The sequence below is a fragment of the Streptomyces sp. NPDC026246 genome (assembly GCF_055567995.1).
Map to the genome: position 1 here is coordinate 371,315 of NZ_JBVHPJ010000003.1, position 19,589 is coordinate 390,903.

A 19,589-nucleotide genomic window follows, 5' to 3' on the forward strand; every position below is an offset into this window, starting at 1 on the left:
TCCGCGTGAGCCTATCGGCCCGGGACCGGGAGAGGGTGGGGGCTCGCGCAAGGGGAGCCGGGGTGACCGGACCCCGGGACCACACCCCCGAAGGACTGGCTGATCATGGGCGGATCAGCGCCACGACGGGAGCATTCCCTGCCGGCCGAGACGACCAGTTTCGTCGACCGGCGTGGCGAACTGACCGAGGGCCGCGAACTGCTGGCCCGGGCACGGTTGGTGACGCTCACCGGACCGGGCGGCGTCGGCAAGACCCGGCTGGCCGCGCGCCTCGCGGCCCGGGTCAGGCGGGCCTTCCCGGACGGCGTGCGGGTCGTGCACCTGTCCGGGCTGCACGACCCGGACCTCGTCCCGCTCGCCGTCGCCGACGCGCTCGGACTGCACGACCACTCCAGCCGGCCGCAGCCGGACGCGCTGGTCGAGCAGGTGCGCGAGCGGCGGCTGCTCCTCGTCCTGGACAACTGCGAGCACCTGGCGGCCGCCTGCGCCCGGCTGGCGGCGGCTCTGCTGCGCGGCGCCGAGGGTGTCCGGATCCTCGCCACCAGCCGGCACCGGCTCGGGCTCACCGAGGAGCACCTGATGGAGGTGCGTCCGCTGCCGGTGCCCGATCCGGACGGCGACCTGTCGGCCGCCGAGGGCTACCCGGCCCTCACCCTCTTCGCCGACCGGGCCGCCGCCGTCGTCCCCGGCTTCCGCCTCACCCCCGCCAACCGGGCCGCCGTGGCCCGCCTGTGCCGCCGCCTGGACGGGCTGCCCCTCGCCATCGAACTCGCCGCCGTCCGCATGCGCGTGCTCGACGCCGAGCAGCTGCTGGCCCGCCTCGACGACCGCTACCGCGTCCTGACCACCGGCAGCCCCGCGGCCCAGCCCCGCCACCAGACCCTGCGCGCGGCCGTGGCCTGGAGCCACGACCTGTGCACCGGCCCCGAACGGCTGGCGTGGGCCCGCCTGTCGGTCCTGGCGGGCACGTTCGACGCCGAGACCGCGGAGACGGTGTGCGGGGACGCGGCAGCGGAAGGGGACGACGGAGCGCCGGGGTGCGGGGGTGCGGCCACACCCCGCCCCCCGGCCCCGTCGGCGGCCGGGCCGGCGCCGCGCCGGGCGCCGGCGTTCGCGGCCCCGCCCGTGCCGGAGCCGCTGTCCCGGCCGCTCGCACCACCCGGGGGGCCGTCCGGGCCCGGTTCGGCATCCGTGGCCGTGGCCGGGACCGAGCCGAAGCCGCCGTCCCGTACGGTTGCGCCCCCTGCGGGACCGCCCGTGCCCGGCCCGACGCCCGCTTCCGCGGCCGGGCCCCGTCGCCCCTCCCTGCGTGCGGACGACGTGCTGGACGCTCTGGCCGGGCTCGTGGACAAGTCCGTGCTGGAGCGGGAGACGGGGCCCGGCGGGGTGCGGTACCGGATGCTCGACACCCTGCGGGAGTACGGGCTGGAGCAGTTGCGGCGCGTCGCGGGGGAGGAGGAGGCCGCCCGGCGGCGGCAGCGCGACCACGTCCTGCGGCGGGTCGAGGCGTACGAGCGGGCGTGGTTCGGGCCGGGCCAGCCGGAGGCCGTCGCCCGGCTGCGCGCCGACCGGGACGCCCTGCGGGCGGCACTGGACTTCAGTCTGTCCACGCCCGGCGAGGCCCTCACCGGACTGCGCCTCGCGGGCACGCTCTGGTTCTACTGGCATGCCTGCGGCGCCTCCCGCGAGGGCCTGCACTGGCTCGACCGCGCCCTCGCGGCCTGCCCCGAGCCGACCCGGGAGCGCGCCCGCGGCCTGTGGGTGGCCGGTCTGCTCGCCGCCGCCACGCAGGACCTCCCCCGGGGCCGCCGGCACGCCGCCGACTCCCTCGCGCTGGCCCACGCCCTGGGCGACGCCCCCGAGGTCGCGCACGCCGAGTACGTCATCGGCGTCATCCGGCTGTTCGGCGACGACCTGCCCGGGGCGCTGGCGCACTTCGAGGCCACCGTCGCCCGCGGCCCGGTGCCCGGCCAGCACCTCAGTCTCGTCGGCCTCGACCAGGTCGAACTGGCCTGCGCGCTGGGCTTCCTGGGCGAGGCGGACCGGGCCGTGGACGTCTGCGAGCGGGCCCTGCGGCTGTGCGAACGGCACGGCGAGCAGTGGGTGCGCTCGTACGTGACGCGCATGCTCGCCCTGGCGCACACCGTGCGCGGCGACTGGGCCCGGGCCGAGCGGCACGCCCGTGAGGCGCTGCGGCTGAAAACCGCCGTCCACGACGTCATCGGCATGGCTCTCACCCTCGACCTGCTCGCGTCCGTCGCGGCCGAACGCGGCGCCCACGAGCGCACCGCCGTGCTGCTGGGCGGCGCCGACCGCCTCTGGTCCGGCATCCACGCCGGCCGCTGGGGCTCGCGCGCCCTCAACGCGGCGCGCGGGCGCAGCGAGGAGCTGGCGTGCCGGGCCCTGGGGCAGGAGGCGTTCGACCGGGCCCACCGGTACGGCGGCGACCTCACCCTGACCGACCTCACCGGCCACGCACTCCAGGAACCCGGCCGCCCCCGCCCCGGCGGGCCCGACGCGCCGCAGCCGTCGCGGGACGGCCGCGCGGCCCGGCTCACCCGCCGCGAGAACGACGTCGCCCGGCTCACCCGCCGTGAGAACGAGGTCGCCCGGCTCGTCGCCGAAGGACTCGCCAACCAGCAGATCGCCGACCGCCTGGTGATCGCCCGCCGCACCGCCGAGGGCCACGTCGAACGCATCCTCAGCAAGCTCGGGTTCAGCAACCGCAGCCAGATCGCCGCCTGGGTGGCGGCCCGGCGCTGACCCGCCACCCACCCCCATCCGCACCCACCCCCGAGGGGATCGCATGACCGACGGACGACCCGCCCCGTTCGACCACCGCATCACCGTCTTCGGCTCCGACGACGCCTTCCTCGCCGCCGCCCTGCCCTTCCTCGGCGAGGGCCTCGCCGCCCCCGGCGAGCCCCCGCCCGTGGCCATCGCCGCCCCGCACCACCTGGACCTGCTGCGCGACGCCCTCGGCGGCGACACCAAGGACGTCGTCCGCATCCCGCACACCGACTGGTACACCGGATCCGCCGCCAACGCGGTCGCCCAGGCCGCCGGCTACCTCACCGCGCACGCCGGTCCGGGCGGCGGCATCCACCTCCTCATGGAGCCGGTGTGGAGCGGCCGCGCCGGACGGTCGGCGCGCGAGACCACCGAGTGGATCCGCTACGAGGCCCTCGCCAACCTCCTGTTCGCGCCCCTGGCCACGACGGCCCTGTGCGCCTACGACACCCGCACCGCCGGGCCCGCCGTCGTCGCCGCGGCCCTGCGCGCCCACCCGGGCACGGGGGTGTACCGGGAGCCGGAGCGGATCGCGGCCGAACTCGACGCCGTCCCGCTGCCGTTGCCCCCGGCCGAGGCCCGGCCCCTCCCGGCCGGGCCGGACGCTGCGGCCGTGCGGAGCTGGGCCGAGGGACGGGGCCTGCCCGCCGCGGAGGCCGAACTGTTCGCCGCTGCCGTCGCGGAGGCCGCCGCCGCCCTGGCACCCCTCGACGGTTCCGCCCTGGTGTGGGGCGAGGCGCCCGCGTGCGTGTGCGAACTGCGCTCCGCCCGCCGCGTCGACGACCCGCTCGCTGGATTCGTCCCGCCCAGGGCCGACGGCGGCGAACCGGCCCCCGGCCTGTGGTACGCGCGCCAGGTCTGCGCGTACGTGGACATCCGCGACGACGGTGACGGTGCCACGGTCCGCCTGCAGTACGCGTAGCCCCCCACCTGCGCGAGCAGGTACGGGAACGGGTAGTCCTCCCCCTGCGCCCGGCCGTACCCGCGGATCACCCTGGAGTCATGCTGCAACTCTCCGGGTGCCCCGTCCCGGACCCCGACGCCCACCACGGCCCGTTCCCCCAGCCGCCCCTGGGAGCGGGCCACCTCAGCGTCGAGTACGCCCCCGGGCCCGTCGCCGTCCGCGAGGCGCGCGCGGAGGTCCGCCGGGCACTGGAGGACTGGGGTCTCGACGAGCGCGGCGAGGTCGTGGAGGTGGCGGAGCTGCTCGTCGGCGAGCTGGCCACCAACGCGCTGGTGCACGCCGGGACGTCCTTCCGGCTCACGCTCACCGCCGCACACGGCGTCCTGCGCTGTGAGGTCGCCGACACCGAGCGGCGGGTGCCCCGGGTCGTCGAGGCGGGCACCGGGGAGAGCGGCCGCGGGATGTTCCTGGTGGACGCGCTGGCCCAGCGCTGGGGCTGCCACCGGGACGGGCCGGTCAAGACCGTGTGGTTCGAAGTCGCCACGTGCCGTTCGGACGGCTGCGGCCGGCGGCAGCCGTGACGCTCCGCCGGGGCGGGCCGTGGAGCTGTGGCGTGCCGCCTCGGTCCGGCTTCGGGCTGCGGGCCGACTGTGGTCCTCGCGCGGTTCCCCGCGCCCCTGAGCCGGACGGCCACCGCCCTCTTGTCGGCTGCGGCGCCATGCGGTTTCTTGATCTGCATGGCTGACACCACGGAGAACCAGGCCACCCACCCCCCACAACCCCGCAAAGCCGGCTGGAAGTACATCGGCCCGGGCATCGTCGTCGCGGCGACCGGTGTCGGCGCCGGAGACCTCGTCGCCACCCTCATCGCGGGCAGCAACTTCGGCTACACCCTGCTGTGGGCCGCGATCATCGGCTGTCTGGTGAAGATCTCCCTGGCCGAGGCGGCGGGCCGCTGGCACCTGTCCACCGGCCGCACCCTCTTCGACGGCTGGGCGAGCCTGGGCCGCTGGACCACCTGGTTCTTCGCGGTCTACGTCGTGGTGTGGGGCTTCGTGTACGGGGCGGCGGCGATGTCCTCCAGCGCGCTGCCGCTGCAGGCGCTGTTCCCGGGCGTGATGGACCTGAAGTGGTGGGGCATCGCCTGCGGGCTGGTCGGGCTGGTCTTCGTCTGGTTCAACAAGTACGCGGTGTTCGAGAAGGTCATGACGATCCTGGTCGGCGTCATGTTCGTGGTGACGGTGTACCTGGCCGTCCGGGTCACGCCGAACCTCGGGGACGCCTTCGCCGGTCTGCTGCCCGTCCTGCCGGACGAGAAGGACTCGATCCTCAACACCCTGGGCCTGATCGGCGGCGTCGGCGGCACCATCACCCTCGCCGCGTACGGCTACTGGGTCAACGCCAAGGGCTGGACGAACACCGGCTGGATGAAGGTCATGCGGCTGGACAACCGGGTCGCCTACCTCACCACCGGTGTCTTCGTCATCGCGATGCTCTTCGTCGGCGCCGAGCTGCTGCACTCGGCGAACGTGGCGATCGCCAGCGGTGACAAGGGCCTGGTGCAGCTCGGTGACATCCTGGAGGAGCAGTACGGCACGGCCACGGCGAAGTTCTTCCTCATCGGCTTCTTCGCCACGTCCTTCACCTCGCTGATCGGCGTCTGGCACGGGGTGAGCCTGATGTTCGCCGACTTCGTGGCCCGGCTGACGGGCAAGGGCCAGGCCAAGGGCGAGGAGGTCGCCTCGGGCGAGCGGGAACGCTCCTGGTCCTTCCGCGGTTACCTGCTGTGGCTGACCTTCCCGCCGATGCTGCTGCTCTTCGAGGGACAGCCGTTCCGCCTGGTCATCATCTACGGCGTGCTGGGCGCGGCGTTCATGCCGTTCCTCGCCGGCACGCTCATCTGGCTCCTCAACACCTCGCGCACCCCACGCGAGTGGCGCAACGGCCCGCTCAGCAACGTGATGCTGGCCGTGGCCGGGCTGCTCTTCCTGGTGCTGTGCCTGAAGCAGATCTGGGACCAGCCCTGGGGCGACTTCTTCTAGCCGGACGGCCGCGGCAGCCGTCCCGGGCGGACGGACGGGGTGGCGGGGAACCGGTCCCCTCCACCCCGTCGGTGGTGCCGAGCGGGTGCTACGGCAGCGCGTGCACGTGCGGTCCGACCGCGTTGGACCAGGCGTTGCCCGCGGTGGCGTCCCAGTTGGTCGACCAGGTCATCGCACCCCGCAGGTCGGGGTAGGTCCGCGGCGGCTTGAAGGAGCCGCAGTTGACGGCCTTGGTCAGGCAGTCCAGGGCGTTGTTGACCACGCTCGGCGCCACGTAGCCGCTGCCCGCGCCGCGGGTGGAGGCCGGTACGCCGAGGCCCACCTGGGAGGGTGCGAGGCCGTTCTCCAGCTGGATGCAGGCCAGCGCCGTGAGGAAGTCGACCGAGCCCTGGCTGTAGACCTTGCCGTCGCAGCCGAGCATCGAACCGCTGTTGTAGTACTGCATGTTGACGACCGTCAGGATGTCCTTGACGTTCAGCGCGGTGCGGAAGTACGCGTTGGACGTCGACTGCATGTCGATCGTCTGCGGGGCCATGGTCAGGACCAGCGAGGGGCCGGCCTTCGCCGACAGCGACCGCAGCGCCTGTGTCATGTAGGTGGCGTTGAGGCCGTTCTCCAGGTCGATGTCGACGCCGTCGAAGCCGTACTCCTGCATCACCGCGTAGACGCTGTTGGCGAAGTTGGCCGCCGAGGTGGCGTCGTTGACGCCGACGGTGCCGCGCTCGCCGCCGACGGAGATGATGACCTTCTTGCCGGCCGCCTGCTTGGCCCGGACGTCCGCCTTGAACTGGTCGACGGTGTAGCCGTTCAGGCCTGCCGTGTCCAGGTTGAAGGTGACCGCACCGGGCGTCGAGGTGGCGTCCGCGAAGGAGACGGCGATGATGTCGTACTGGCTGGGGACGTCCGAGATCCTCTGGACGGTGGCGCCGTTGTTGAAGTTCTGCCAGTAGCCGGTCACCACGTGCTTCGGCAGGGCGGGACCCGGCCCGTTCGGCTTGTTCGTGGTCGCCGTGACGGCCGCCGACTTGGGCGACTCACCGGCCGCGTTCGTCGCCGTGACCTGGAAGGAGTAGGCCGTCGAGGCGGCGAGGCCGGTCACGGTGGCGGAGGTGCCGGAGACCGCCGTCACCTTCGTGCCGTCGCGGTAGACGGTGTATCCGGTCGCGCCCGAGACGGTGTTCCAGGCGAGGGACACGGACGACGTCGTGGTCCCGGAGACCGTGAGGCCGGCCGGCGCCGCGGGGACGGTGGGGCCCGGGTCGGTGCCGCCGCCACCGTCGGGGCCGAAGACCGACACGTCGTCCGCGTAGTAGGCGGACTGCCCGTACCAGCCGTGCGTGTAGACGGTCACCGAGGTCGTCGACCCACCGGTCTTGAACGTCGTCGACAGCTGCTTCCAGGCGGTGGAGTCCGGGGTCCAGGTGGACACGTCCGTCGTGCCCGTGCCGGAGACGCCGAGGTAGGCGTACCCGCCGCGGACCCAGGCGCCCAGGGTGTAGGTGGAGTTGGGCTTCACGGCCACCGTCTGGCTGCACCGGGCGTTGTCCTGCCCCGAGGGGGTCGCCTGCAGCGCGGCCGACCCGGAGTGCACCGGGGAGGAGACCGTCGTGCCGCTGCCCGCGGAGCAGGTCCAGTTGCTCAGGCCCGCCTCGAAGCCGGCGTTCCTGGCGTTGTTGACGTCGGCGGCCGAGGCCTGGCCGACGGTCGTGACAGTGAGGGCCAGGGCTGCCATGAGGGCACCCGACCACAGCCGCAGGGATCTGTGTGGGGACATGACAAGAAAATGGTCCAGACCAAAGCGGCTGTCAAGAGGTCCAGACCAACCTGTCGAGCAGGAGCCCCACCGCGCACCCCGCCAGCAGCACGCCCGTCGACATCCACAACGCCGGTCCGGCCGGGTCGAGTACGCCGGGCCGCAGGCCCAGCAACAGCAGCTGCGCCGCCACCGGAGCCGCGCAGGCCGCCGTCAGATGCCGGGCGGGCACCGCCCGCCACGGCTCGGGGTGCACCCGTGCCGCCGCCCAGGTCGCCAGCACCACGCACACCAGGTTCGGCAGGTGCACCAGCGCCACGGCCGCACCGAACGAGCCGACCCCCTCGGGGCCGACCAGCGGGTCGTACAGCAGGGTCGTCCGGAGGTACTCGGCGACCACCAGCACCACGATGCCGACGGCCCAGCAGCGGACGAGCGTCATGGGATGCCTCCGGAGATCTCGGCGTACAGCAGGACGGCGAAGCCCAGGGCGCCCAGGCCGCAGCCCAGCGTCAGCGCCAGCGCCTGGAGCACCGGCGACCAGCTGCCCCGGCCCGCCACCGTCGCCGTGCCCGGGGGATCACGCGGGTCGTAGGTGACGGTGACCTCGGTGCCCTCCGTCGTCGACCAGGCCGCAAGGTCCTCGAACTCGACGCGGTCCCCGTCGGCCGTACGGAAGGCGAAGACGTGCCGCCGGGCGTCGGAGCGGCCATAGGGCTCGGTCTCCACCCGGAGGCACCTGCCCTCGGTGCGGGCGCCGCGCCGCAGCACCCGCACCACCGTCGCCAGCCGCCGCGCGTACCGCGCCGCCAGCGCCCCGAACAGCGCGACGAGCAGCGCGGGGACGACGTAGCCGGAGCCCGGCACCTCCACGGTCAGTGCACCTCCACCGAGTCGACGATCCGGTCCAGGTCGTCGTCGGGCAGAGCGCCCCGCCCGGCGTCGATGCGGACGGCGAACGCCGTGTCGGTCGAGTCGAGTCCCGTGAGGATCACACCCTTCACCGGCGTGCCCTTGGCGGGGCCCCCGTCCTCACCGGTCGCCTCGAAGGAGAAGTCGATCCGCTTCGCGTCGTCCGTGCCGGCCAGGTCGACGTCCTTCTGGCCCTCGACCTTCGCGCCCATCTGGATGCCCGCCTCGGCCGCGATGGCGGCCTGCTCGGCCGAACCGGCCTCGGTGAAGCCCAGTTGCACGGTGAGGACCGCGACCTTCCTGCCGCCCTCCGTGCGCACCGCGGCCGCCGCGTTGTGCCCGCCCCGTTCGGCGGCGCTCTGCTCCTGCCAGCCCTCGGGGTAGGACACGTCGACACCCTTGGTCCTCAGCGTGCCCCAGCCGTCGGGCACGGAGCCCGCGCCCGGGTCCGGGTCCCCGCACCCGGTCAGGGCCAGGGCGGTCGTCAGCAGGGCGGCGGCCAGGCAGGCACGGCGGGTCGTCATCGGCGGGTGCTCCGTCTCGTCAGTTCGCGCAGTAGCTGTACGGGAGATAGGAACGGCCGTCCCCGTGGGGCGCCCCCAGGAACTCGGCGCCGGTCAGGGTCTCCGCCTTCTTCTCCGTGCTGATCGTCATGCCCAGACTGAGCCCCAGATTCAACTCGAATCCGTACTCGGCCGCGTTCACCTCACCGGTGTACGTCATCCGGCTCGATCTGCCCTGGTCGAACATCAGCTGCCCGAAGGGGTCGTCGGCGCCCGGCCGGGAGGTGGGCGCGCGGTCGGAGAACATGTACTGGAACGGCGTGGCGATCTGCTCTTTGCTGCTGTCCAGCCACTGCTCGGCGACCGCCCGGTCCCGGTCGCCGGCCGGTCCGGGGTCGAAGGTGAGCGTGTTCGTCACGATCTCGATGCCCGTCTGCGAGTCGGTGCCCTTCACCCCGGCGTTGCCGCCGCGCTTGTCGCCGTCCTTCCCGCCGTTGTCGCCGCCCGCCTTGGCGCCGTCCTTCTGGCCGCCCTCCTCCACCGTGCGGGTCATGTCGACGCGGACCAGCTTGCCGGTCTTCTTGTCGTAGGTGACCGTGATGGTGCCCGTCAGCGTCGTGTTGGCCGTGTACTCGCCGCTGAGCGCACCCGCCTCGTAGCTCACCTTCGAGCCGTACTCGACGGACGAGGCGTACGTGTACGACTTGGTGTTCTTGTAGGCGTTGTCCGTCCAGGTCACCTCGGGGGCGTACTTGAAGGAACCGCCGAGGGCGGCGCTCAGCTTCTTCTCGTCGCCCGCGGAGATCTTCAGGCCGGCCGACGCCGAGGCCTCCAGGCCGACCTTGCCGTAGGTGATCTTCCGGTTGTCGCCGAGGTGCTCCTTGATCCGGTTCTGCGTGTCCTCCTCGTCCTTGAGGGGGCCCGTGCCGAAGAGGTACAGGATGCCGTCGCCGAGGCTCGCCTCCGCGCCGCCCGGCATGGTCCGGCGCATCTCGTACATCTGGAGCTTCTCCACGTCGTCGCGGAACCGCTCGGCCTCCTGTGGGCTCTGGAACACCCAGGTGTCGCCGTTGGTGACCTTGATGCCGAGCCCCAGCTCCACCTTGTCGGCGCCGAACCGGCCGACCTTCATGCCCGGCTTGAAGTCCTTCTTGGCGGCGACCGAGGCGGCGTCCGTGAAGGTGAGGTAGACCAGCTGGTCGCCGTCGTCGACCGTGCCGTCGCCGTTCACGTCCGTCTTCGCCTTCAGGCGCTGCTCCTGGAAGCCGTACTCCTTGCCGATCTCCCAGAAGAGGATCTTCGCCTTGGAGCCCGCCTTGTCGGTGACCGAGGAGACCTGGCACAGCGCCGGCTCGAAGTCCGCGTCGGTCAGCGGCTTGCCCTGGCCCGTGCCGCCCGTGCCGCAGTCACCGCCCCCGGCCACCCGGCAGACCTGGGCGGCGATCCTGTCGTAGATCAGCTGCCCGACCCCGGTGGCCGACACCGCCAGCACGACGGCCGCGCTCACGACGACCATCCCCAGGTACTCGGTGCCGGTCGCCCCGCGGTCGTCGAAGACCGGTCTGCGTCCGTACGTCCGTATGCCACCCCCGTCGGCCATACGGCACCCCTCCTCGCGGCGAACCACCTCTGCGTGGACCGCGAGCGTAGGGACGCACCACCGCCCGGGGCGTGGGCCTCAGGGCCCAAACGAAGGCCCACCGTCAACTCCGGGCCCGGTGGGCCCACGGCCCCGATCCGCCCCCGGACACCGACGGCGACCGGCAAGATGCTCAACCTGCCCCGTTATGACGCGTCTTGTGCAACGACAGTTGCTCCTCAGCTACACAAACGCTGTTCTCCGGTCACAGAGCCGTGGTTACAGTGCTGAGGTAGTCACGCAGTGAAGTCGACACGGCGCGCCGGAGTGACACCCGGCGTTCCGACGGGCATGGGGAAACGGGGAGCTGCGCGTGCCAACTGCCATTGCCGTGACCAGCGCCGACATGGCGCTGCCGCCACAGGACGACCGCACCCTGCCCGCCGCCGTGCTCCGGGACGTCGCCGAACGGCCCCTGGAGCAGGCCCTCGCCGATCTCCAGACCCTGGTCGAGCACCACGGGCACGTGATCGTGGTCTGCTCGCCGGCCGCGCCCACCGCCGTGCGGCGCCGGCTGCACACCCTGCGCGCGCTCATGGAGACCGACCGCGTCGCCGTCTTCCAGCCGGACCTGCCGCCCCTCGGACTGGCCGTCCTGGCACGCCAGTTGCGCCAGCTCGCGTCCTGCGACCTCAGCCCCGGCGTCCTCGCCTCGGCCGGGCGGCTGCTGGTGCACTACGTCCACGCCGGGGCGCTGCTCAACTCCGTCGCCCGGCTCGACCGGGTCCCCGTCGGCCTGAAGTCGCACGCCAAGTCCTGGGTGCCCGGCAGCCAGTTCGGCGTCCTCGCCCACCCCGAACCGCACCTGGTGCGCATCGCCCCCGAAGCCGCCCTCCCGGGGCCGGAGTTCGGCACCTGGATGCTGGTCGCCAAGGGCCAGCTCCAGTCCGACTGGGTGAACGCCACCCTCGCGCCCTCCTGGAAGGTGCAGGGACTGCGCGAGGTGCCGCTCCCGGCCGAGTCACCCGTCTGGTGGGGCACCGGCAAGCTGATCGAGTTCTGCAGCTACCTGCCCGACCTGTCCGTGCTCTACCAGCTCGTCACCTCCGTACGGCGCAGCCGCTGCCACTGGTGCGGCATCGACGTCATCGGCGACCGCTGCGTCTTCTGCTCGGCCACCCCGCCCGTGTACGACGGCCCGCCCCCGAGACAGCTCGAGAGCCGAACGGCCGTCGGGTGAGCCCTGACACCGCTCGTCAGCCCTGCTCCGCTTCCGCTCGACCGATATCCCCAACGAGGTTGTACGGTTCATGAACTCCCGTCAGCGCCGCGGCGTGATTCTCCTGCTCCTGTCGGTCGTCTGCGCCCTGGGCGCCTTCACCGGCGTGCTGTCCGTCATCAGCGACGTCGAGTCCAAGGTCGGGCCCGAGGTCACCGCCTACCGGCTCAAGTCCGACGTGCCGCCCTACACCACCCTCGGCACGGGCCAGTTCGAGAAGATCAAGATGCCCGAGCGGTGGCTCTCGGACAACGCGGTCACCGACCTGCGCGAGATACAGGGCAAGATCGCCGTCACGACGCTGCGCGAGGGCTCCCTGCTCCAGTCCGACATGATCGTCCGCCGGCCGGCCCTCCAGCCCGGGCAGCAGGAGGTCGCCATCATGATCGACGCGGCGACCGGCGTCGCCGGCAAGATCACGCCCGGCGCCTCGGTCAACGTCTACGCCACCTTCGAGGGGCAGCGCGAGGGCGACCCCGACCAGTCGAAGATCATCGTCACCAACGCCGAGGTCCTCGACGTCGGGGAACTGACCGCGCTGAAGCCCGACGAGGGCAGCCGCACCCAGCAGCCCACCGACGCCGTCCCGATCACCTTCGCGCTGTCCGCCCGGGACGCCCAGCGCATCACCTACGCCGAGTCGTTCGCCAAGCGCGTGCGCCTCGCCCTCGTCGCGCCCGGCAGCGACACCACCGTTCCCGAGCAGGACCGGACGTACGAACTCGCGAAGGACAAGTGACCGCGCATGCCCACGAGGATCCTCCCGGCAGTCGGCGACGCGGACGCCGTCCGGTCCCTCACGACGCTGCTCAGCCAGCTCCCGGACGCCGAACCGGTCGCCCCGGTGGTCGACTCCACCCAGCTCGTCGACACCCTGGCCCGGCTGGCCGCCGAGTCCGTCGACGAGCTGCCCGAGGTCGTCGTCGTGCACGAGCGCATCGGACCGGTCCCCGCGCTGGAGCTGATCCGCGAAGTGGCCCTGCGCTTCCCGGCCGTCGGCGTCATCCTCGTCACCTCCGACGCGAGCCCCGGCCTCTTCCAGGCCGCCATGGACTACGGCGCCCGCGGGCTGGTCGCCCTGCCTCTCAGCTACGAGGAACTCGCCAGCCGCGTCCAGGCCGTCGCCCAGTGGTCCACCGGCGTGCGGCGCCACCTCGGGTCCGGCGGTGACGTCTTCACCGGCGTGGGCGGCACCGTCGTCACCGTCAGCGGCGCCAAGGGCGGTGTCGGAGCCACCCTCACCGCCATCCAGCTGGCCCTGGCCGCCCAGGCCTCCGGCCGCAGCACCGCCCTGGTCGACATGGACCTCCAGACCGGCGACGTCGCCTCCTACCTCGACGTCCAGTTCCGCCGTTCGGTCGTCGACCTCGCCGCGATCAACGACATCTCCCCGCGCGTCCTGGCCGACGCGGTCTTCCGCCACGACACCGGCCTCGTCCTGCTGCTCGCCCCGGCCGAGGGCGAACGCGGCGAGGACGTCACCGACCGCGCCGCCCGCCAGATCGTCAGCGCCCTGCGCTCCCGCTACGAGGTCGTCGTCATCGACTGCGGCGCCCAGCTCGGTGGCGCGGGCGCGGCCGCCGTGGAGATGGCCGACCGGGCGCTGCTCGTCACCACGCCGGACGTGGTCGCCGTACGGGGGGCCAAGCGGGCGGTGCGGATGTGGGACCGGCTGCAGATCCGCAAGGCGGAGGAGACGACCGTCGTCGTCAACCGGCACTCCCGCCACACGGAGATCCAGCCGCAGCTGATCCAGAAGATCACCGGCACGACCGTCGCGGCCACGGCGGTCCCCGCGAACTTCAAGGAACTGCAGAGCGTGGTGGACGCGGGCCGCGTCCACGAACTGGAGAGCAAGAGCTCGGTCAAACAGGCCCTGTGGGGCCTGGCCGGGGAACTGGGCCTGGTCAAGGTCCCGGACGGCGGGCAGAAGACCGGCCGGGGACTGCGGGGCGACCGGGGCGCGGTGAGCTTCAAGCGGCGCAGGGAGGGATGAGCGTGGCCTTACGGAAGCGGGACGAGGGTCAGGTGACGATCGAGTTCCTGGGCATGACGCCGACGATCATCGTGACGCTGATCGCGCTGTGGCAGACCGTCCTCGTGGGCTACACCTTCGTCCTCGCGGGCAACGCCGCGGACCAGGCGGTGCGCGAGGGCACGGCGGCGGCACCGGGCGGCGCGCGCACCGCCGCCTGCCAGGAGGCCGGGCTCAGGCACCTGTCGGAGGCGTGGCGCGCCGGGGCGGAGGTCGACTGCGGCGGCTCCGGCTACGTCACGGCCGACGTGGCCCTGGACGTCCCGGTCCTCTTCCCGGGCGCGCTGTCGGTCCCGATCCGCATCCGCGGACACGCCGGAGCGGTGGAGGAGGAAACAGGTGCCCCGTGACCGCGAGCGCCGCGACCGCGGCCAAGTCGCCATCGAGTACCTCGGCTTCCTGCCGATCCTGCTGATCGTCGCCCTGGCGGCCGTGCAGCTCGGCCTGATCGCGTACACGGCCCAGCAGGCCGGCACGGCGGCCCGGGCGGGAGCGCGCAGCGCCTCGCTGGGCGGGTCTGCGGAGGCGGACTGCCGCGCGGCGGTGAGCAGTTGGCTGACGGTCACCGGGTGCCCGCCGTCCTACCGAGCCGAGGAGGTCACCGTCACGGCCACCGTGCAGATCCCGTCCCTCGTGCCGGGCTGGGAGTTCGATCCGGCCGTCAAGCGCGCCACGATGCCGCTCGACCACTGAACGACGAACCAGGAGCACCGCACCCATGAGCCTGCGAGCACGCATCAACACCCCCGAGGACAACGGCAACCGGGGCGAGGACGGCCACATGGTCGCCTCCTACCGGGCCAAGCTCCTGGAGGAGATCGACCTCGCGGAGATGAGCTCGCTGGCCGCCGCCGAGCGCAGGGCCCGGCTGGAGCGGGTGCTGGGGCACATCATCAGCCGCGAGGGCCCGGTCCTGTCGACGGTGGAGCGCTCGCAGCTGATCCGCAGGGTGGTCGACGAGGCCCTGGGTCTCGGCATCCTGGAGCCGCTGCTGGAGGACGCCTCCATCACCGAGATCATGGTCAACGGCCCGGACGCGATCTTCGTGGAGCGCGGCGGCCGGGTCGAGCAGCTGCCCCTGCGCTTCGCGTCCAACGACCAGCTCATGCAGACGATCGAGCGGATCGTGTCCACCGTCAACCGCCGCGTGGACGAGTCCAACCCGATGGTCGACGCCCGGCTGCCCTCCGGGGAGCGCGTCAACGTCATCGTCCCGCCGCTGTCCCTGACCGGCGCCACCCTCACCATCCGCCGCTTCCCGCGCTCCTTCACCCTTCAGGAGCTGATCGGCCTCGGCTCGCTGGACGAGCACATGCTGTACCTGCTCGCGGGCCTGGTGCAGGCGAAGTTCAACATCATCGTCTCGGGCGCGACCGGCACCGGCAAGACGACCCTGCTCAACGCCCTGTCCGGCCTGATCCCCGAGGGCGAACGCATCATCACCATCGAGGACTCCGCCGAACTCCAGCTCCAGCAGCCCCACGTGATCCGCCTGGAGTCGCGGCCGCCCAACGTGGAGGGCAAGGGCCAGGTCACCATCCGCGACCTCGTCCGCAACTCCCTGCGCATGCGTCCCGACCGGATCGTCGTCGGTGAGGTCCGCGGCGGCGAGTCCCTGGACATGCTCCAGGCGATGTCCACCGGCCACGACGGCTCCCTCGCCACCGTCCACGCCAACAGCGCCGAGGACGCGCTGATGCGGCTGCAGACCCTGGCGTCCATGTCGGACGTGGAGATCCCCTTCGTCGCGCTGCACGACCAGATCAACAGCGCGGTCGACGTCATCGTGCAGCTCACCCGGTTCGCCGACGGCGCCCGCCGCATCACCGAGATCGCGCTGATGGACAGTCACGGCAGCGACCCGTACCGCCTGGTCACGGTCGCCCGCTTCCACGCCCGGCCGATGACGGCCGACGGCCGCATCCACGGCGCGTTCGAGTACTTCGCCCTCCCGCGCCGCACCGCCGACCGCCTCTACATGGCGAGCCAGTCCATTCCCCAGGCGTTCGGCATCGCCCGCTCCGCGGACGAACTCGCCACCCGAGAAGCCAGGTAGGACCGACCGATGGAACTGCACACGCTCATCACGCTCACCACCGGTATCACCCTGCTGACGTGCGTCCTCGCGGTCGTCGGCCTGCACGCGTACGCCACCGGCAGGGCCCGGCGGCAGGCACTGGTCGACCGCCTGTCCGCCACCGGCCAGGTCCCCGTGACCGGCCGGCGCCGCTCCTTCCGCGGGATCGACCGCCGGCTGCGGCGCACCAGGCTCGGCAAGAAGCTGGAACTGCGCCTGGCGGCGACCGGCCTGGACGTCACACCGGGCGAGTTCTTCGTCTCCATGCTCGCCGTGGTCGCCGGTCTGTGGCTCATCGGCCAGGCGGCCCTCGCCCCGTTCTTCGGGCCGCTGGCGGGGCTCCTCGGCATCGGCGTGGCGGTCCAGTTCCTCAACTGGCAGCGCCAGAAACGCATCGAGAGGTTCATCAACCAGCTCCCCGAGATGGCCCGGATCCTCGCCAACGCCACCCAGGCGGGCCTCGCCCTGCGCACGGCGATCGGCATGGCCGCGGAGGAGATGGAGGCCCCGGCGGGCGAGGAACTCGGCAAGGTCGCCGCGCAGCTCGCCGTCGGCGCGTCCCTGGACGACGCCCTCGACGAACTCGCCGACCGCCTTCCCTCCCGCGAACTGGTCGTCCTCGTCACCACCCTGGTGCTGTCCAACCGGGCGGGCGGGCAGGTGGTCAGCGCCCTGCGCAACCTCACCGAGACGCTGGAGGAACGCAAGGAGACCCGGCGCGAGGTCCGCACCCAGCTGTCCCAGGTCAACATGACGTCGTACGCGGTGCCCGTCCTCGGCGTCGGCTCGCTCTTCCTCATGAACGGGGTGAAGGACGGCGCCCTGGACCGCATGACCGGCTCCCCGTTCGGCCAGGCGGCGGTCATCATCGCCTTCTCCTTGTACGCCGTCGGCTTCGTCCTCATCCGCCGCCTGTCCCGCATCGACGTCTGAGAGCCAGGAGGCAAACCATGGGACTGCTTCTCGCCCTGCTGACGGGCCTCGGCGTCTGGGGGATCTTCGCCGGGGTCCGCATGTACCGGGCCGAGGCGAAACTCCCCGGCGACCTCGCCCTCGCCCTGGAGGTCGGCTCCACCCGCACCGGCGCGGTCGACTCCCTCGTCGACCGCATGGGCATGCGCTACGCACCCTCCGTGCTCCGCCTGATGGGCCCCAAGCAGGTGGCCAGGTACCGACGCAAGATCGACCTCGCGGGCAACCCGGGCGGCCTGACCATCGACCGCTACGCGGCCCGCCGCGCGGTCTACGGCGCCCTGGGCGGTGTCGGTTTCCTGGTGTTCCTCATGCGCGGCCAGCTGCTGGTCGCCCTGCTGCTGCTGGCCTTCGGGGCGTTCTGGACGGAGGTCGGCATCTGGTCGGCCATCCGCGTCCGCAAGGACGTCATCGAACGCACCCTGCCGGACTTCCTGGACGTCCTCGCGGTCGTGGTGAGCGCGGGCCTCGGCTTCCGCCAGGCCCTGGACCGGGTCGCCGCCAAGTACGAGGGGCCCTGGGCCGACGAACTGCGCATCACCTTGCGCCAGATGGACCTCGGCATGAGCCGCCGCCAGGCCTTCGCGGAACTGCGCCGCCGCAACGACTCCGAGCAGGTCGCCATGTTCGTCACGGCCCTGCAGCAGGGCGAGGAACTGGGCGCGCCGATCGTCGACACGCTGGTGGCCCTCGCCAAGGACATGCGCCGCACGGACGCCCAGAACGCCCGCCGCAAGGCGGCCCGGGCCGTGCCCAAGGCCACGATGATGATCACGACCTTCATGGTCCCGGCCACGATGCTGCTGCTGGGCGCGGGCCTGATCCTCGGGTCGGGCACGGACTTCGGCTCGGTGACGGGGAAGTAGGGGGAAGTGGACGGGGAAGCCGGGGAGGAGGCGACAGCATGTCGATGACAGGGGAACGCCACGGTCTGCTGGGCCGTCGCCGCCGCCGCGCGGACCGCAACCCCGAGATCACCACGCCACCGGCCGGCACGGTCCTGCCGGCCCACGTCCGCACCGGCGCCCCCGACGTCCCGGTGACCTCGGTGACCCCGGCCCTGCCGCCGGGCTGGGAGGCGGCGGGGGCGGTGGGCGGCGAGCCGACGCTGCGGATCGCGGGCGGGGGCGGTGGCGGTGCTGGGGGCGGGGGCGGTGGTCGTGGGCGGTCGGTGTCGACGGGGGGCGCGGGGAGCGTCGCACAGGACCCGGGCACCGTGCACGGGGGCGGCGACGCGGTGGGGACTCGGGCCGCGGGCCGGGCGCCGGTGAGCGGTGCCGCTCCGGCACCGGCCCCTTCGGTCCCGTCAGCCCCTCCACCAGCACAGCCACCCCCGCCCACGTCGGCCCACGAGGCGCCCGGCCGCCGTCCGGGCCGGCGGTCGGGGGGCACCGCGCAGGTCGGCGCCGCGCAGGGAGGCGCTCCGCAGGACGGCGCCCCGCAGGTCGGCGCCCCGCAGGTCGGCGCTCCTCGGGAGGACGCCCCGACGCCCACCGGTCCGGCCATCGACATCCAGGTCAACGCCCTCCAGGCCATGTGCCGGCAGGTCTTCGGCTTCCGGCTCGCCATGATCGCCCTGGCCACGCCCACGGCCCTCGTCAACGCCCACGACGGCCTCCCCACCCGCCTGGTCGGCGCCGCCGTGGTCGTCACCTTCATGACCTCCTACGTGCTCTTCCGCGACTGGGAGCGCTTCGGTCCCCTCCTGCTGCGGCACCCCACGCTCCTCGCGGCGGACACCCTGTTCGGCGCCCTGCTCCTCATCTCGGCGGGCCCCACCAGCACCCTCGCCTACGTCAGCGTCTGCACCCCGCTGCTGGCCGGCCTCGTCTACGGCTGGCGGGGCGCGGCCGTCTTCGCCTCCCTCCAGGCACTCCTGCTGCTCCTCATCCACGCGGCCCAGGAGGACCCGGCGCCCGGCATCGCCGAGTCCGCCCTCCTGCCCGGCCTCTGTGTGATCGCGGGAGCCGTCGGCTCCAGCCTGCGCAACCTCATGCTCCGCTTCGGCGCCGCCACCCAGGCCCTCACGACGGTCCAGGCGCGTCTCGCCGTCACGGAGGCGGTGAGCGCCGAACGAGCCCGCCTGGCCCGCGAGATGCACGACTCGGTCGCCAAGACCCTGCACGGCGTGGCGCTCGCGGCGGACGGCCTGACCGGGTCGGCGGGTGCCGACCGCATGGATCCGGCCCTGGTCCGGCAGCAGGCCGCGCTCGTCGCCCGTTCGGCCCGACGGGCCGCCGCGGAGTCCCGCGAACTCCTGGCCGACCTGCGCCGCGAGTCCGACCCCTCCCAGGCGACCGACGTGCTCGTCGAACTGGCCGCACGCACCCGCGACTTCAGCGCACGGACGGGTCTGCCCGCCGTGTACCGGCCCATCGGCGACCACGCCGTACCGCCGGTTCCGCCCGCGGTCGCCCGGCAACTGCTCACCATCGCCTCGGAGGCCATGGAGAACGCCCACCGCCACGCGGAGCCGACCCGGGTGGACGTCTGCGCGGGCGTCCACGCCGGGCTGCTCCGCATCAGCGTCCACGACGACGGCCGCGGGCTCCCACCGGGCACCACCCTCGAACAGCTGCGCCGGGCCGGCCACTTCGGCCTGGTCGGCATGGTCGAGCGGGCGGCGTCGGTCGGCGCCCGCATCCGCATCGGCCGTGGCGCCCACCCCCGGGGCACGGAAGTCCGCCTGGAACTCCCCCTGGCAGCCCTGACGACCCCCATGGCGTGACCCCCACGACCCGAG

Annotated in this window: 19 protein-coding genes; 13 read left to right on the plus strand and 6 right to left on the minus strand. The window is 73.0% G+C overall.

Annotation, left to right across the window (positions count from 1 at the left end; genetic code table 11):
* The first annotated feature begins 105 nt into the window (after positions 1-105).
* From ACZ4M5_RS09870 to ACZ4M5_RS09885, 4 genes are all read left to right on the plus strand, one after another.
* A complete protein-coding gene (locus ACZ4M5_RS09870; RefSeq protein WP_467734847.1) occupies positions 106-2,763 on the plus strand; it encodes an ATP-binding protein in 2,658 nt (885 codons plus the stop codon).
* Between the two features lie 43 nt (positions 2,764-2,806).
* Positions 2,807-3,712 (plus strand): anti-sigma factor RsbA family regulatory protein, encoded by a 906-nt coding sequence (locus ACZ4M5_RS09875; protein ID WP_467734849.1) that lies wholly within the window; start codon positions 2,807-2,809, stop codon positions 3,710-3,712.
* 80 nt (positions 3,713-3,792) lie between these two features.
* Positions 3,793-4,275, plus strand: a complete 483-nt coding sequence (locus ACZ4M5_RS09880) for an ATP-binding protein (RefSeq protein ID WP_467734851.1) — start codon at positions 3,793-3,795, stop codon at positions 4,273-4,275.
* Positions 4,276-4,431: 156 nt separating this feature from the next.
* Positions 4,432-5,736, plus strand: coding sequence for an Nramp family divalent metal transporter (locus ACZ4M5_RS09885; protein WP_467734853.1), 1,305 nt, complete (start codon positions 4,432-4,434; stop codon positions 5,734-5,736).
* A gap of 88 nt (positions 5,737-5,824) precedes the next feature.
* Here ACZ4M5_RS09885 and ACZ4M5_RS09890 read toward each other — a convergent pair whose 3' ends face one another.
* From ACZ4M5_RS09890 to ACZ4M5_RS09910, 5 genes are read right to left on the minus strand one after another with little or no spacing between them, the layout of a single operon-like run.
* Positions 5,825-7,510 carry a chitinase gene (locus ACZ4M5_RS09890; RefSeq protein ID WP_467734855.1) on the minus strand — a complete coding sequence of 562 codons (1,686 nt, stop codon included), beginning with the start codon at positions 7,508-7,510 and terminating at the stop codon, positions 5,825-5,827.
* A 31-nt stretch (positions 7,511-7,541) separates the two neighbouring features.
* Positions 7,542-7,931, minus strand: coding sequence for a hypothetical protein (locus ACZ4M5_RS09895; protein ID WP_467734857.1), 390 nt, complete (start codon positions 7,929-7,931; stop codon positions 7,542-7,544).
* On the minus strand, positions 7,928-8,362 hold the full coding sequence (locus tag ACZ4M5_RS09900; RefSeq protein ID WP_467734859.1) for a DUF3592 domain-containing protein: 435 nt from the start codon (positions 8,360-8,362) through the stop codon (positions 7,928-7,930). The genes ACZ4M5_RS09895 and ACZ4M5_RS09900 overlap by 4 nt, the downstream gene beginning before the upstream one ends.
* Positions 8,363-8,364: 2 nt before the next feature.
* Entirely contained in the window at positions 8,365-8,925 is a 561-nt protein-coding gene (locus ACZ4M5_RS09905; protein WP_467734861.1) for a hypothetical protein, read from the minus strand.
* Between the two features lie 19 nt (positions 8,926-8,944).
* Positions 8,945-10,504 (minus strand): hypothetical protein, encoded by a 1,560-nt coding sequence (locus tag ACZ4M5_RS09910; RefSeq protein ID WP_467734863.1) that lies wholly within the window; start codon positions 10,502-10,504, stop codon positions 8,945-8,947.
* 385 nt (positions 10,505-10,889) lie between these two features.
* Between ACZ4M5_RS09910 and ACZ4M5_RS09915 the strand changes: the two genes are divergently transcribed.
* The 8 genes from ACZ4M5_RS09915 (at position 10,890) to ACZ4M5_RS09950 (ending at position 17,712) form a co-directional block, all read left to right on the plus strand.
* Positions 10,890-11,723, plus strand: coding sequence for a hypothetical protein (locus ACZ4M5_RS09915; RefSeq protein WP_467735553.1), 834 nt, complete (start codon positions 10,890-10,892; stop codon positions 11,721-11,723).
* Positions 11,724-11,793: 70 nt separating this feature from the next.
* The gene (cpaB, locus tag ACZ4M5_RS09920) at positions 11,794-12,501 is read left to right on the plus strand and encodes a Flp pilus assembly protein CpaB (protein ID WP_467734865.1); all 708 of its coding nucleotides are present in this window, start codon (positions 11,794-11,796) and stop codon (positions 12,499-12,501) included.
* A gap of 6 nt (positions 12,502-12,507) precedes the next feature.
* A complete protein-coding gene (locus tag ACZ4M5_RS09925) occupies positions 12,508-13,758 on the plus strand; it encodes an AAA family ATPase (protein ID WP_467734867.1) in 1,251 nt (416 codons plus the stop codon).
* Positions 13,755-14,147, plus strand: coding sequence for a pilus assembly protein (locus ACZ4M5_RS09930; protein ID WP_467734869.1), 393 nt, complete (start codon positions 13,755-13,757; stop codon positions 14,145-14,147). Before ACZ4M5_RS09925 ends, ACZ4M5_RS09930 begins: the two co-directional genes overlap by 4 nt.
* The gene (locus tag ACZ4M5_RS09935; protein WP_467734871.1) at positions 14,137-14,490 is read left to right on the plus strand and encodes a TadE/TadG family type IV pilus assembly protein; all 354 of its coding nucleotides are present in this window, start codon (positions 14,137-14,139) and stop codon (positions 14,488-14,490) included. Before ACZ4M5_RS09930 ends, ACZ4M5_RS09935 begins: the two co-directional genes overlap by 11 nt.
* 25 nt (positions 14,491-14,515) lie before the next feature.
* Complete coding sequence (locus tag ACZ4M5_RS09940) at positions 14,516-15,853, plus strand: CpaF family protein (RefSeq protein ID WP_467734873.1); 1,338 nt, start codon at positions 14,516-14,518, stop codon at positions 15,851-15,853.
* A gap of 9 nt (positions 15,854-15,862) precedes the next feature.
* A complete protein-coding gene (locus ACZ4M5_RS09945; protein ID WP_467734875.1) occupies positions 15,863-16,807 on the plus strand; it encodes a type II secretion system F family protein in 945 nt (314 codons plus the stop codon).
* Between the two features lie 17 nt (positions 16,808-16,824).
* Complete coding sequence (locus tag ACZ4M5_RS09950) at positions 16,825-17,712, plus strand: DUF5936 domain-containing protein (protein ID WP_467734877.1); 888 nt, start codon at positions 16,825-16,827, stop codon at positions 17,710-17,712.
* A gap of 440 nt (positions 17,713-18,152) precedes the next feature.
* Here ACZ4M5_RS09950 and ACZ4M5_RS09955 read toward each other — a convergent pair whose 3' ends face one another.
* Positions 18,153-18,455 (minus strand): pentapeptide repeat-containing protein, encoded by a 303-nt coding sequence (locus tag ACZ4M5_RS09955; protein ID WP_467734879.1) that lies wholly within the window; start codon positions 18,453-18,455, stop codon positions 18,153-18,155.
* Between ACZ4M5_RS09955 and ACZ4M5_RS09960 the strand changes: the two genes are divergently transcribed.
* A complete protein-coding gene (locus ACZ4M5_RS09960) occupies positions 18,381-19,574 on the plus strand; it encodes a sensor histidine kinase (RefSeq protein WP_467734881.1) in 1,194 nt (397 codons plus the stop codon). The genes ACZ4M5_RS09955 and ACZ4M5_RS09960 overlap by 75 nt on opposite strands.
* Positions 19,575-19,589 lie beyond the last annotated feature (15 nt).